The organism is Burkholderia cepacia complex sp. TUM26381 (assembly GCF_057439935.1).
The window spans coordinates 2,811,383-2,824,022 of sequence record NZ_CM172006.1 but is presented as its reverse complement, the minus strand read 5'-3'; the positions used below and the strand labels follow the sequence as shown (position 1 = coordinate 2,824,022).

The window sequence follows — 12,640 nt, the reverse complement described above, 5'->3', positions numbered from 1 at the left end:
GTATGACCAGAGGATGGGGCTGGGGCCGGCGCTGAAGCGCCAACTTCGGCCGACAGGAGATATGGAGATGCAATCGACGATCAAACCCGTCGAGTACGACCGGCCCGTCGCAGCAGGGACCGTGTGCGGCGTGGGGCAGGCATGGGCCAAGGTGCCCGACGCGCCGTCCGCCGAGGAGCGCGCTGCACTGAAGGCGCGCATCAAGGCGCTGCTCGTCCGTGAAAAGGCCGTGCTGGTCGCCCACTACTACGTGGATGCCGAACTGCAGGAACTGGCCGACGAAACGGGCGGGTGCGTTGCCGATTCGCTCGAAATGGCTCGCTTCGGCCGCGATCACGACGCGCAGACGCTGGTCGTCGCCGGTGTGCGCTTCATGGGCGAAACCGCGAAGATCCTGAGTCCGAACAAGCGGATCCTGATGCCCGACCTCGACGCGACCTGCTCGCTCGACCTCGGCTGCCCGGTCGACGAATTCTCGGCGTTCTGCGATGCCCATCCGGACCGTACCGTCGTCGTCTACGCGAACACCAGCGCGGCCGTGAAGGCGCGCGCGGACTGGATGGTCACGTCGTCGATCGGCCTCGAGATCGTGGCCGACCTGCACGCGCGCGGCGAAAAGATCATCTGGGCGCCGGACCGCCATCTCGGCAGCTATATCCAGAAGAAAACCGGCGCAGACATGCTGTTGTGGCAGGGCTCGTGCCTCGTCCACGACGAGTTCAAGGGCATCGAGCTCGACCTGCTGCGTGCCGAATATCCGGACGCGAAAGTGCTCGTCCATCCCGAGTCGCCGGAAAACGTCGTCGCGCAAGCCGATGTCGTCGGTTCGACCACGCAACTGATCGATGCGGCCGTCAAGTTCGACGCGAAGCACTTCATCGTCGCGACCGATCTCGGCATTCTGCACAAGATGCAGCTGGCCGCGCCCGGCAAGACCTTCATCGCCGCGCCGACGGCCGGCAACAGCGCGACCTGCAAGAGCTGCGCGCACTGCCCGTGGATGGCGATGAACGGCCTCGCGAACCTCGCCGACGTGCTCGAACGCGGCCACAACGAGATCTTCGTCGATCCCCCGATCGGCGAGCGTGCGCGTTTGCCGATCGACCGGATGCTCGAATTCGCGGCTGCGCACAAGAAGCGCGTGCAGGCGAGCGGCGATCTGCAGCGCGACCAGCAACTGTTTGCGAACGTGGGGGCGGCATGACGAGCGCCGTCTCCCCGCTGTTCGGCATCGTCCGCGAGCAATACGGCGCGGCATTCGATGATGCGATCGCGCGCAACGTGGCCGACGCGATCGCGGAAGATGTCGGCGCCGGCGACCAGACCGGGCGGCTCGTGCCGGCCGGCGGGCGTCGCCGCGCACGCATCATCGTGCGTGAAGAAGCCGTGCTGTGCGGCGTGCCGTGGTTCGAGGCGGTGATCGCCCGGATCGATCCGTCGATCACCGTGCAATGGCACTATCGCGAAGGCGACCGGATGACGTCCGGTTCGACCGTCTGCGAACTCGACGGGCCGGCGCGCGCGCTGCTGACGGCCGAGCGCAACGGGCTGAATTTCCTGCAGCTGCTGTCGGGTGTTGCGACCGCGACACGCCGTTATGTCGATCGCGTCGAAGGCACGCGTGCGAAGATCCTCGATACGCGCAAGACGCTGCCGGGCCTGCGGCTCGCGCAGAAGTACGCGGTCCGCGTCGGCGGCGGCGAGAACCAGCGTCTGGCGCTGTACGACGGCATCCTGATCAAGGAAAACCACATCGCGGCGGCGGGCGGTGTCGGCGAGGCGCTCGAGGCGGCATTCGCGCTCGAGTCGGGCGTGCCGGTGCAGATCGAGGTCGAAACGCTCGCGCAGCTCGACACGGCGCTCGCACATCGTGCGCAGTCGGTGCTGCTCGACAACTTCACGCTCGACATGATGCGTGAAGCGGTGCGCGTGGCGAATGGCAAGGCCGTGCTCGAAGTATCGGGCGGCGTCAATTTCGATACGGTGCGCGCATTCGCGGAGACGGGTGTCGACCGCATCTCGATCGGCGCGCTGACGAAGGACGTCCGCGCGACGGACTATTCGATGCGGATCGTCGACTGACCGAACGCCGTCCGATCGGACAAAAAAGCCGCTGGCGCGCAAACGCCAGCGGCTTTTTTCTTGTGCGCTCCCGACCGCAGCCGGGAAGGGTGTGCGTTCAGCGGCGCGCGCGCGGCGTGAGCACGCTCGGCAATGCCTTCGGCAACGTGTGCGGCCAGTCGCGGCTGTAGTGCAGCCCGCGGCTTTCGCGGCGCGAGTGCGCGCTCTTCACGATCAGCGTCGCCACGTCGACGAGATTGCGCAGTTCGAGCAGGTCGCGCGTCACGCGGAAGTTCGCGTAGTACTCGTGGATTTCGTCGCGCAGCAGCGACAGTCGATGCTTCGCGCGTTCGAGACGTTTGTCGGTACGCACGATGCCGACGTAGTTCCACATCAGGCGGCGCAGTTCGTCCCAGTTGTGCGCGACGACGACTTCTTCGTCCGCATCCGATACGCGGCTTTCGTCCCAGGCGGGCAGCGTGGACGGTGTGTCGGCATCGAAGCCGGCTGCCTCGATTGCCTCGGCTGCCGCGCGGCCGATCACGAGACATTCGAGCAGCGAGTTGCTCGCCAGCCGGTTCGCGCCGTGCAGCCCCGTGTACGATGTTTCGCCGACCGCATACAGGCCCGCGAGATCGGTGCGCCCGGCGAGATCGGTGACGACGCCGCCGCACGTATAGTGCGCGGCCGGCACGACGGGGATCGGCTCTTTCGCGATGTCGATACCGAATTCGAGGCAGCGCGCATGGATCGTCGGGAAGTGTTCGCGCAGGAACGCTTCCGGCTGGTGGCTGATGTCGAGGTACACGCAGTCGATCCCGCGCTTCTTGATCTCGAAGTCGATCGCGCGCGCGACGATGTCGCGCGGTGCGAGCTCGGCGCGCGGATCGTGCGCCTGCATGAAGCGGGTACCGTCGGGCAGCTTCAGCAAGCCGCCTTCGCCGCGCACGGCCTCCGAAATCAGGAACGATTTCGCATACGGATGGAACAGGCAGGTCGGGTGGAACTGGATGAATTCCATGTTCGACACGCGGCAGCCCGCGCGCCACGCCATTGCGATGCCGTCGCCGGTCGCGGTGTCGGGATTCGTCGTATACAGATAGACCTTGCCGGCGCCGCCCGTGGCGAGCACGGTGTGCGGCGCCTCGATCGTGATCGTGCGATCGTTGTCGACGTCGAGCGCATACAGGCCGTGACAGCGGCGGCCGGGCAGGCCGAGCCGGTTCGACGTGATCAGGTCGATTGCGTGGTGGTTCTCGAAGAACGTGATGTTCGGATGCTGGCGCGCGCGCTCCGACAGCGTCGCGAGCACCGCATGGCCGGTTGCGTCGGCCGCGTGGATGATCCGGCGGTGACTATGGCCGCCTTCGCGCGTCAGGTGAAAGCCGAGCTCGGCCGCGTCGTCCTTCGTGAACGGCACGCCTTGCGAGATCAGCCATTCGATCGCTTCGCGGCCGTGCTCGACGATGTAGCGCGTCGCGCCTTCGTCGCACAGGCCGCCACCGGCGACCAGCGTGTCGTCGACATGGTTCTCGATACTGTCCGCCGAGTCGAGGACGGCTGCGATGCCGCCTTGCGCGTTATCGCTTGCCCCCTCCATCATCGAACGTTTCGCGATCAGCGCGACGCGTCGCGTGCTGGCCAGATTGAGTGCGACCGACAGCCCTGCCAGGCCGCTGCCGACGATCGCCACGTCGAATTTCATGCTGCATCTCCATCGTTACGCTTTTGATCTTGTGCGTTCCGGCGGCCGTGGCCGCGGAAAGGGGAGAGCATACCGCGTCGCGCTCGAGCGTGCGCGCAAAACAAAAAGCCCCGCAAGAGCGGGGCTTTTCGGTCGCCGTCAGGCTGGCAGAAACCGGAGATTACTTGATCTTGGTTTCTTTGTATTCCACATGCTTGCGGACGACGGGATCGAACTTCTTGATCGCCATCTTTTCCGGCATGTTGCGCTTGTTCTTCGTGGTCGTGTAGAAATGACCCGTGCCAGCGGTGGACTCGAGCTTGATCTTGTCGCGTGCGCCTTTTGCCATGATTGTGCTCCTTGGGCTTAGGCTTCGCCGCGTGCGCGCAGGTCAGCGAGCACGGAATCGATGCCGTTCTTGTCGATCAGGCGCAGGCCGGCGTTCGAAACGCGCAGGCGCACCCAGCGGTTTTCGCTCTCTACCCAGAACCGGCGGTTTTGCAGGTTCGGGAGGAAGCGGCGCTTCGTCTTGTTGTTGGCGTGGGAAACGTTGTTGCCGCTCATCGGCGCTTTCCCAGTTACTTGGCATACGCGTGCCATGAGAGCACTCCTAATACGCTAAATTCGGGGTTCGATCGCCGGTGAAGGTTCCATCGCACCGCCACGTGATCCATGGCTGCACTCAGAACGCCGTAGCCCTTACAGACAAGGCCCTTCGATGGCTAGAACTGGTTGGAAAAAAGACAGACGACGATTCTAGCAGAAAAAGTTCAGAAAAATCAAACCTAATTTCGCTTCGTCGTTGCGGCGCCCTGGGGTGGGCTGCCGCGGCACAGTCTACAGCCAACCGGCACGTGCGAACGAAAAAGTATCGCTGGTGCCGACGACGACGTGGTCGAGCAGCCTCACATCGACGAGTTCGAGCGCGTCTTTCAGTACGCGGGTCAGGCGACGGTCTTCCGCGCTCGGCTGTACCGCACCGGACGGATGGTTGTGTGCGACGATCAGCGCCGCGGCGTTCTGCGCCATCGCGCGGCGCACGATCTCGCGCGGGTAGACGGCCATGCGCGTCAGCGAGCCGCGTGCGATTTCCTCCATGTCGATCATGCGGTTGCGGGCGTCCAGGAATACCGCGACGAATACCTCGTGCGGGCGCGTGCCGATCTTCAGCCGCAGACAGTCCTCGACGGCGCCCGGCGAATCGATCTGCATCCGCTCTCGCGCCTTGTCCTCCAGCATGCGTCGCGCGATCTCGGTGACGGCGACCATTCGCGCGGAGCGCGCGGGGCCGATGCCGGGGTGCGCCTCGAAATCGTCGGCGCTCGCTTCCAGCAGCCCGCGCAACGTTCCGAACTGCTTGATCAGTGCGCTGGCGGTGACGAATACGTCGTGCCCGGGCTTGCCGGTGCCGAGCAGCAGCGCGATCAGTTCGTCGTCGGTCAGCGCGGCAGGCCCGCGTTCCAGCAACCGTTCGCGCGGCCGCTCGGGCCGCCAGTTGGCCGGGCGGCGCTTGCGCCGGCGGATCGGGATGACGCGACCGGGTGGATCGGCCGGCGGCAGGATGGGGCAGGGAGACAGCATGGTCGGAACTCCATTGGCGGCGGGCGGTGTGTGCAACGTCGTCGCACTTTCCGCCTTGCGCGCTCAGGTGACTTACAATATTGGCTTTGCGCCGGGCCATTCGGCCGTATCGGGCGCCGACTGAACGAGTAATTCATGAGCCTCATCGATCTATCCGAAGTGAAGCCCGGTTCCCACGTCACGTTGCATTACCGCTTGGCACTGGCCGACGGCGCCGACATCGTCAACACCTTCTCCGACAAGCCGGCCACGCTGTTGCTGGGCGCGGGGCAACTGGCGCCGTCGCTGGAACAGATTCTGCTCGGGCTCCGGGTTGGCGACCACTCGACTTTTCAGCTAGCCCCCGATCAGGGGTTCGGTCCCCGCAATCCCGACATGCTCCAGCGCGTGACGCTGTCGACGCTGCGCGAGAACGGGATGGTCGGCGACGATTTCACGCCGGGCGAACTGATCGAGTTCAACGCGCCGGACGGCGGCCGCTACGCGGGGGTGCTGAAGGAAGTCGGCGAAACCTCCGCGCTGTTCGACTTCAATCATCCGCTCGCGGGCCAGGCGCTCACGTTCGAAGTGAAAATCATCGGAATCCTGTAATCATGAGCACCACCGATACGCTGTCCGGGCAGACCGTCGCCGCCGATGCCGAAATCCTGCTGGCCCAGCCGCGCGGTTTCTGCGCGGGCGTCGACCGCGCGATCGAAATCGTCGAGCGCGCGATCGCGATGCACGGTGCGCCGATCTACGTCCGTCACGAAATCGTCCACAACAAGTACGTGGTCGAGGATCTGAAGAAGAAAGGCGCGATCTTCGTCGAGGAACTCGAGGAAGTGCCGGCCGGCAACACCGTGATCTTCAGCGCGCACGGCGTGTCGAAGGCCGTGCGCGACGAAGCCGACGTGCGCGGGCTGCGCATTTACGACGCAACCTGCCCGCTCGTCACGAAGGTGCACGTCGAAGTGGCGAAGATGCGCCAGGACGGCGTCGACATCGTCATGATCGGGCACAAGGGCCACCCCGAAGTCGAAGGCACGATGGGGCAGGTCGAGCGCGGCATGCACCTCGTCGAGAGCGTCGAGGACGTGCAGAAGCTCGAACTCGCCGATCCCGAGCGCATCGCGCTCGTCACGCAGACGACGCTGTCCGTCGACGACGCCGCCGAGATCATCGGCGCGCTGAAGGCGAAATATCCGAAGATCCGCGAGCCGAAGAAGCAGGACATCTGCTATGCGACGCAGAACCGCCAGGATGCGGTGAAGTTCATGGCGCCGCAGTGCGATGTCGTGATCGTCGTCGGCAGTCCGAACAGCTCGAATTCGAGCCGGCTGCGCGAAGTGGCCGAAAAGCGCGGCGTGGCCGCGTACATGGTCGATGCGCCCGACCAGATCGATCCGGCATGGGTTGCCGGCAAGCGCCGCATCGGCGTGACGGCCGGCGCGTCGGCGCCCGAGGTGCTCGCCCAGGCCGTGATCGCGCGGCTGCGCGAACTCGGCGTGCGCAATGTCCGCGCGCTCGACGGCATCGAGGAAAACGTGTCGTTTCCGCTGCCGCGCGGGTTGAACCTGCCGCCTGCCGCCTGATTGCCGCATCGCATCCGCGGAACACCGAAAGCGCGCCTCCCGGCGCGCTTTTTTTTACGTCTCGAAATTGAAATCGCAACCATAATTCTCGATCATGGTGCAACCCGGTTGCTCCACGCGCGCTTAAGCGTCTCTCAAAATTGGTTGCAATGCAGGAAAACCCCATCGAATCAGGATTATTGGCGTCCTATAAATGGAGTTACAATGCGCCCGTTTTCAAGCCGGAATGGCTTTGAAATCGGGTTTTGGCAAGGCGCGGGAGACCATTCAATGCATGTGAAGTTGGCTTACGCCATGTCCGTCGCCGCACCGGTTGCAATGCTTGCCGGCTGCAGCAAAAAGAGCGACGACGGGGCGGGCAGGGAGGCTGCGGTGTTCGCGGCACCGCCGGCCAGCGGCGTGCGCGTCGCCGGAGCCGGGCGTGCGGCGTCATCGGCGCGCCGTATCGCGCAACTGGGCAAGGACAAGGAAAACGGGGCACGTTTGACGATCGAGGAAATCAACGCGCTTGACCTGACGATCGGTTCGGCTGCAGGCATGCAGGTTGCGCCGCGGCAAGCCGCCGCTCGACGGATGCAGGACGCTTGCGGCGTTGCAGACAGCGTGCCGAGGTCCCCGTCCACTCTTCATTTCGATTCGACGAAACAGCGTGCTGCCACGACCGAGCGTGTCGTGGCGCGCGGGCTGGTTCGTACGATGGATTCCGATGCAGTCCTGACGAAAGTCGGGCGCGACTGCCGCAATGCCTTGCCGGGCGGCGCGGCGCGGAATCCGATCCGTCCGGGTGCGATGCTTGCGTCGCGCCGGGCGGGCCAAGGCACGGATGCCGGGAAACCGGAAGACGGCCGTCTCGGCATGCTGCCCCACGACTTCAAGGAGGCCACGAACACCGTCCTCGATGTCGTGACGATTTAGCGACGGGACTCATGACGGCACCGGAACAGTGCGGTGCCGTTTTTGTATCCGCTCCGGCGGCAGGTCCGGCCGTACAGGCCGGGCGGCGCGCGCCGGGACGATCCACCCTTACCGGTATCGACTAGTACCCGCAGTGTCGCCGAGAAGGCGCGATTCCTCGCTTACCCGCGGGGCGCAACGTCCTCCGGCAGCACGGGCCAAGGAGCTTTAAATGGATATTTTCGTCCAGCAGGTTCTCAACGGGCTGGTGCTCGGCAGTGTCTACGCCATCATCGCGTTGGGCTACACGATGGTGTACGGCATTCTCGGCATCATCAACTTCGCGCATGGCGACGTGCTGATGATCGGCGCGATGGTCGCCCTGTCGGCCATCACCGTGCTGCAGAACCACTTTCCCGGACTCGGCAACGTTGCGACGCTGACGATTGGCCTGGGCATCGCCGCGGTCGTCTGTGCGTTCGTCGGCTTCACGATCGAGCGCGTCGCATACCGGCCGCTGCGCCGCGCGCCGCGCCTCGCACCGCTGATCACCGCGATCGGCGTGTCGATCCTGCTGCAGACGGCTGCGATGATCATCTGGTCGCGCAACCCGCTGCCGTTCCCGCAATTGCTGCCGACCGACCCGATCAACGTGATCAAGGCCACCGACACGACGCCCGGCGCCGTGATCTCGGTCACTGAAATCGTGATCATCGCCGTGGCGTTCATCGTGATGGGCGGCCTGCTGCTGCTCGTGCACAAGACCAAGCTCGGCCGCGCGATGCGCGCGATCGCCGAAAGCCCGAATACGGCCAGCCTGATGGGCGTGAACCCGAACTTCGTGATCTCCGCGACGTTCATGATCGGCTCCGCGCTCGCCGCGCTGGCCGGCGTGATGATCGCGTCCGAATACGGCAACGTCCACTTCTACATGGGCTTCATTCCCGGCATGAAGGCGTTCACCGCTGCGGTGCTCGGCGGGATCGGCAACCTCGGCGGCGCGATGGTCGGCGGTGTGCTGCTCGGCCTGATCGAGCAGCTCGGCGCCGGCTACATCGGCAACCTCACGGGCGGCGTGTTCGGCAGTAACTACCAGGACGTGTTCGCATTCATCGTGCTGATCATCGTGCTGGTGTTCCGTCCGTCGGGCCTGCTGGGCGAACGGGTCGCGGATCGCGCGTAACGGAAGGGAGCAAACAACATGACATCCATTCAACCGATCGAATCCTCGACGTCGCTCGTCGAGGAGCGCAACACCGCCAAGACCGTCGTCATCGGCATCCTGACCGCAGCCCTCGTGATCGCCGCGCCGATCATCATCGGCTCGGCCGGCGGCAACTACTGGGTCCGCGTGCTCGACTTCGCGATGCTGTACGTGATGCTCGCGCTCGGCCTGAACGTCGTGGTCGGCTTCGCCGGCCTGCTCGACCTGGGCTACATCGCGTTCTACGCGGTGGGCGCCTACACGGCGGCCTTGCTGAGCTCGCCGCACCTGACCTCGCAGTTCGAATGGATCGCGGCGATCGCGCCGAACGGCCTGCACGTGCCGTTCCTGATCATCGTGCCGATCGCGATGGCGCTGGCGGCGACCTTCGGGATCCTGCTCGGCGCGCCGACGCTGCGCCTGCGCGGCGACTACCTGGCGATCGTGACGCTCGGCTTCGGTGAAATCGTCCGGATCTTCATGAACAACCTCGACCGTCCGGTGAACATCACCAACGGCCCGAAGGGGATCACGGGCATCGATCCGGTGCACGTCGGCGGCTTCAACCTGTCGCAGACGCACTCGCTGTTCGGCCTGCAGCTGCCGTCGGTCTACATGTACTACTACCTGTTCGTGCTGTGCTCGCTGCTGGTGATCTGGGTGTGTACGCGCCTGCAGCACTCGCGTATCGGCCGTGCATGGGCCGCCATCCGCGAGGACGAAATCGCCGCGAAGGCGATGGGCATCAACACCCGTAACGTGAAGCTGCTCGCGTTCGCGATGGGCGCATCGTTCGGCGGCCTGTCGGGCGCGATGTTCGGTTCGTTCCAGGGCTTCGTGTCGCCGGAATCGTTCACGTTCTGGGAATCGATCGTGGTGCTGGCGTGCGTGGTGCTGGGCGGTATGGGCCACATCCCGGGCGTGATCCTGGGCGCGGTGCTGCTCGCGATCTTCCCGGAATTCCTGCGCTCGACGATGAGCCCGCTGCAGCACGCGCTGTTCGGTCACGACATCGTCGATACGGAAGTGATCCGTCAGGCGCTGTACGGCCTCGCGATGGTCGTCATCATGCTGTATCGCTCGGAAGGCCTGTGGCCCGCGCCGAAGCATGAGGACAAGATCGCGAAACTCGCGAAGCGCAACAGCAAGAAGCCGGTGCGCGCTTAATCGACGGACACAGGGGATATCCACATGAGCGACAAGCAAATCCGACTGTCCGTGCAGGGCGTGAACAAACGCTTCGGCGGCCTGCAGGCACTGTCCGACGTCGGCCTGCAGATCAAGGAAGGCGAGATCTACGGCCTGATTGGCCCGAACGGCGCCGGCAAGACGACGTTCTTCAACGTGATCACGGGCCTCTACACGCCGGACTCCGGCGACTTCAAGCTGGATGGCACGAACTACACGCCGACGGCCGTGCACCAGGTGGCCAAGGCCGGCATCGCACGCACGTTCCAGAACATCCGCCTGTTCGGCGGGATGACGGCGCTCGAGAACGTGATGGTGGGCCGCCACGTGCGCACCAAGCACGGGCTGCTCGGCGCGGTGTTCCAGACGCCGGCCGAACGCCAGGAAGAGCGCGAGATCAAGGAACGCGCGATCGAGCTGCTCGAATACGTGGGCGTGCTGCAGTACGCGGACTACACGTCGCGCAACCTGTCGTACGGCCACCAGCGCCGTCTCGAGATCGCGCGCGCACTGGCCACCGACCCGAAGCTGCTCGCGCTCGACGAGCCGGCGGCCGGGATGAACGCGACCGAGAAGGTCGAACTCACGCGCCTGCTCGACAAGATCCGCTCGGACGGCCGCACGATTCTGCTGATCGAGCACGACGTGAAGCTCGTGATGGGGTTGTGCAACCGGATGACGGTGCTCGATTACGGCAAGGTGATCGCCGAGGGTCTGCCGCAGGACGTGCAGAAGAATCCGAAGGTGATTGAGGCATATCTCGGCGCAGGGGTGCACTGATGGCAGCGGCAATGTTGAAAATCAAGGGCTTGCAGGTCAACTACGGCGGCATCCAGGCCGTCAAGGGCGTTGACATGGAAGTCCGTCAGGGCGAGCTCGTGACGCTGATCGGCGCGAACGGCGCGGGCAAGACCACGACGATGAAGGCGATCACGGGCCTGAAGCCGTATTCGGCGGGCGACATCGAGTACGACGGCAAGTCGATCAAGGGCGTGCCGTCGCACGAGCTGCTCAAGCGCGGCCTCGCGATGGTGCCGGAAGGCCGCGGGATCTTCGCGCGGATGTCGATCATCGAGAACATGCAGATGGGCGCGTACCTGCGCAACGACAACGAGCAGATCAAGAAGGACGTCGAGCGGATGTTCGGCTTCTTCCCGCGCCTGAAGGAGCGTGCGACGCAGCTCGCGGGCACGCTGTCGGGCGGCGAGCAGCAGATGCTGGCGATGTCGCGCGCGATTCTGTCCAAGCCGAAGCTGCTGCTGCTCGACGAGCCGTCGATGGGCCTGTCGCCGATCATGGTCGAGAAGATCTTCGAAGTGGTGCGCGAGATCTCGAAGGAAGGCATCACGGTGCTGCTGGTCGAGCAGAACGCGCGCCTCGCGCTGCAGGCCGCCGACCGCGGCTACGTGATGGATTCGGGCACGGTCACGATGGAAGGCGACGCGAAGCAGATGCTCGACGATCCGAAGGTGCGCGCCGCGTATCTGGGCGAGTAAGCCGGTGCATGAGCGGGCCCGCTGATGCGCGGCGGCAGATGCCGCGTGCGTCGCGCCAGGGCTTTCGAAAGGCTGTCACGGAATGCCGTGACAGCCTTTTTTTTCGTGTGGCGCGATTCGTGCCGAACTGTGCGCGTGGACGCGACTCCATTCGACTGTTGCGCCGCGCATGCGGCGCGGGAATGGTGGCGCGCTGGCGGCAGGCAAGTGGTTCGATGCCGGCCGCCTGCAAACCGACACACGGGCCGCGTAGCATCGACGGCCGATCCGAACACGGAGAACACGCATGAGTCTGGACTACGGTTTCGTGAAGGCGAAGGTGACATCGGTGGCGAAGCTGAAGGGCTCGCCGCATGGCAGCGAGATCCAGTATCACATCCACCTGACGCTGGCGCTGCCGTCGGGCGACTGGGATGTCGCGATCAACGTCGGCACCAGCGACGCGGACGACTTGCTGAACTACAAGCTCGTCTACGATTTCCATCATCCCGTCACCGAGACGCTTGCAGCGGCGGCCGAAGGCTACACCGACCTCACGGGGCAGACGGCGCTGCCTGCGCTCGACTACCTGCGCAGCGACATCCTGAACGAGACGGGCGCCTGGCGCGCGAGCGCGGTGATGGACGGCACCGAACATCCGGAGCCGATCCCGTCGCTGCTGCGGCTCGTGAGCGCCGCGCAGTCGCAGGGCCTCGACGTCGTCGTGTTCGGCCGTACGTATACGGAGGGCAACGGCATTCACGACACGCACATGAACCAGGGCTCGACGGGCCCGAACTACCTGCATCGCGCGGGCGACGACCATAACGACCACAACGACGTGTGGCAGGACGGCGCGCTGATCGTGCGCGTGAGCGAGTCGCAGTGGGCCGCCTATTTCGCGGCGTTCGAGCAGCAGGCCGTGCCGACCGATGCGCTCGGCAATCCGCTGCCCGGTGCGGGGCCGATCACGCGCTGA

General features: G+C 65.1%; 14 protein-coding genes. 10 read left to right on the top strand and 4 right to left on the bottom strand.

Going from position 1 to position 12,640, the window contains the following annotated elements; genetic code table 11:
- Positions 1-67: 67 nt before the first annotated feature.
- Positions 68-1,204, top strand: coding sequence for a quinolinate synthase NadA (gene nadA, locus ACWMMN_RS13300; protein WP_340624388.1), 1,137 nt, complete (start codon positions 68-70; stop codon positions 1,202-1,204).
- A complete protein-coding gene (gene nadC / locus ACWMMN_RS13295) occupies positions 1,201-2,082 on the top strand; it encodes a carboxylating nicotinate-nucleotide diphosphorylase (protein ID WP_340624387.1) in 882 nt (293 codons plus the stop codon). Before nadA ends, nadC begins: the two co-directional genes overlap by 4 nt.
- A gap of 97 nt (positions 2,083-2,179) precedes the next feature.
- Here nadC and nadB read toward each other — a convergent pair whose 3' ends face one another.
- From nadB to radC, 4 genes are all read right to left on the bottom strand, one after another.
- Positions 2,180-3,766 (bottom strand): L-aspartate oxidase, encoded by a 1,587-nt coding sequence (nadB, locus tag ACWMMN_RS13290; RefSeq protein WP_486422742.1) that lies wholly within the window; start codon positions 3,764-3,766, stop codon positions 2,180-2,182.
- Positions 3,767-3,926: 160 nt separating this feature from the next.
- Entirely contained in the window at positions 3,927-4,094 is a 168-nt protein-coding gene (gene rpmG / locus ACWMMN_RS13285) for a 50S ribosomal protein L33 (protein WP_006478046.1), read from the bottom strand.
- 17 nt (positions 4,095-4,111) lie between these two features.
- A complete protein-coding gene (gene rpmB, locus ACWMMN_RS13280) occupies positions 4,112-4,345 on the bottom strand; it encodes a 50S ribosomal protein L28 (protein WP_004186391.1) in 234 nt (77 codons plus the stop codon).
- A 237-nt stretch (positions 4,346-4,582) separates the two neighbouring features.
- Positions 4,583-5,326, bottom strand: a complete 744-nt coding sequence (radC, locus tag ACWMMN_RS13275) for a RadC family protein (protein ID WP_059233412.1) — start codon at positions 5,324-5,326, stop codon at positions 4,583-4,585.
- A gap of 135 nt (positions 5,327-5,461) precedes the next feature.
- Between radC and ACWMMN_RS13270 the strand changes: the two genes are divergently transcribed.
- The 8 genes from ACWMMN_RS13270 to ACWMMN_RS13235 all read left to right on the top strand — a co-directional run bounded on the left by ACWMMN_RS13270 (position 5,462) and on the right by ACWMMN_RS13235 (position 12,640).
- A complete protein-coding gene (locus ACWMMN_RS13270) occupies positions 5,462-5,917 on the top strand; it encodes an FKBP-type peptidyl-prolyl cis-trans isomerase (RefSeq protein WP_034208176.1) in 456 nt (151 codons plus the stop codon).
- A gap of 2 nt (positions 5,918-5,919) precedes the next feature.
- A complete protein-coding gene (ispH, locus tag ACWMMN_RS13265; protein ID WP_006488968.1) occupies positions 5,920-6,900 on the top strand; it encodes a 4-hydroxy-3-methylbut-2-enyl diphosphate reductase in 981 nt (326 codons plus the stop codon).
- Positions 6,901-7,170: 270 nt separating this feature from the next.
- Positions 7,171-7,815, top strand: a complete 645-nt coding sequence (locus tag ACWMMN_RS13260; protein WP_059233413.1) for a hypothetical protein — start codon at positions 7,171-7,173, stop codon at positions 7,813-7,815.
- A gap of 211 nt (positions 7,816-8,026) precedes the next feature.
- Entirely contained in the window at positions 8,027-8,977 is a 951-nt protein-coding gene (locus ACWMMN_RS13255; protein WP_006488946.1) for a branched-chain amino acid ABC transporter permease, read from the top strand.
- Between the two features lie 18 nt (positions 8,978-8,995).
- Positions 8,996-10,165 (top strand): ABC transporter permease subunit, encoded by a 1,170-nt coding sequence (locus ACWMMN_RS13250; protein WP_059233414.1) that lies wholly within the window; start codon positions 8,996-8,998, stop codon positions 10,163-10,165.
- A 24-nt stretch (positions 10,166-10,189) separates the two neighbouring features.
- Complete coding sequence (locus ACWMMN_RS13245) at positions 10,190-10,966, top strand: ABC transporter ATP-binding protein (RefSeq protein WP_059233415.1); 777 nt, start codon at positions 10,190-10,192, stop codon at positions 10,964-10,966.
- Positions 10,966-11,682 carry an ABC transporter ATP-binding protein gene (locus tag ACWMMN_RS13240; RefSeq protein WP_059233416.1) on the top strand — a complete coding sequence of 239 codons (717 nt, stop codon included), beginning with the start codon at positions 10,966-10,968 and terminating at the stop codon, positions 11,680-11,682. The genes ACWMMN_RS13245 and ACWMMN_RS13240 overlap by 1 nt, the downstream gene beginning before the upstream one ends.
- Before the next feature lie 286 nt (positions 11,683-11,968).
- Positions 11,969-12,640, top strand: coding sequence for a DUF2278 family protein (locus ACWMMN_RS13235; RefSeq protein WP_174992973.1), 672 nt, complete (start codon positions 11,969-11,971; stop codon positions 12,638-12,640).

Coding starts and splice junctions, on each gene's coding strand:
- nadA (WP_340624388.1), top strand. CDS start 68: ATGCAATCGACGATCAAACCCGTCGAGTACGACCGGCCCGTCGCAGCA.
- nadC (WP_340624387.1), top strand. CDS start 1,201: ATGACGAGCGCCGTCTCCCCGCTGTTCGGCATCGTCCGCGAGCAATAC.
- nadB (WP_486422742.1), bottom strand. CDS start 3,766: ATGAAATTCGACGTGGCGATCGTCGGCAGCGGCCTGGCAGGGCTGTCG.
- rpmG (WP_006478046.1), bottom strand. CDS start 4,094: ATGGCAAAAGGCGCACGCGACAAGATCAAGCTCGAGTCCACCGCTGGC.
- rpmB (WP_004186391.1), bottom strand. CDS start 4,345: ATGGCACGCGTATGCCAAGTAACTGGGAAAGCGCCGATGAGCGGCAAC.
- radC (WP_059233412.1), bottom strand. CDS start 5,326: ATGCTGTCTCCCTGCCCCATCCTGCCGCCGGCCGATCCACCCGGTCGC.
- ACWMMN_RS13270 (WP_034208176.1), top strand. CDS start 5,462: ATGAGCCTCATCGATCTATCCGAAGTGAAGCCCGGTTCCCACGTCACG.
- ispH (WP_006488968.1), top strand. CDS start 5,920: ATGAGCACCACCGATACGCTGTCCGGGCAGACCGTCGCCGCCGATGCC.
- ACWMMN_RS13260 (WP_059233413.1), top strand. CDS start 7,171: ATGCATGTGAAGTTGGCTTACGCCATGTCCGTCGCCGCACCGGTTGCA.
- ACWMMN_RS13255 (WP_006488946.1), top strand. CDS start 8,027: ATGGATATTTTCGTCCAGCAGGTTCTCAACGGGCTGGTGCTCGGCAGT.
- ACWMMN_RS13250 (WP_059233414.1), top strand. CDS start 8,996: ATGACATCCATTCAACCGATCGAATCCTCGACGTCGCTCGTCGAGGAG.
- ACWMMN_RS13245 (WP_059233415.1), top strand. CDS start 10,190: ATGAGCGACAAGCAAATCCGACTGTCCGTGCAGGGCGTGAACAAACGC.
- ACWMMN_RS13240 (WP_059233416.1), top strand. CDS start 10,966: ATGGCAGCGGCAATGTTGAAAATCAAGGGCTTGCAGGTCAACTACGGC.
- ACWMMN_RS13235 (WP_174992973.1), top strand. CDS start 11,969: ATGAGTCTGGACTACGGTTTCGTGAAGGCGAAGGTGACATCGGTGGCG.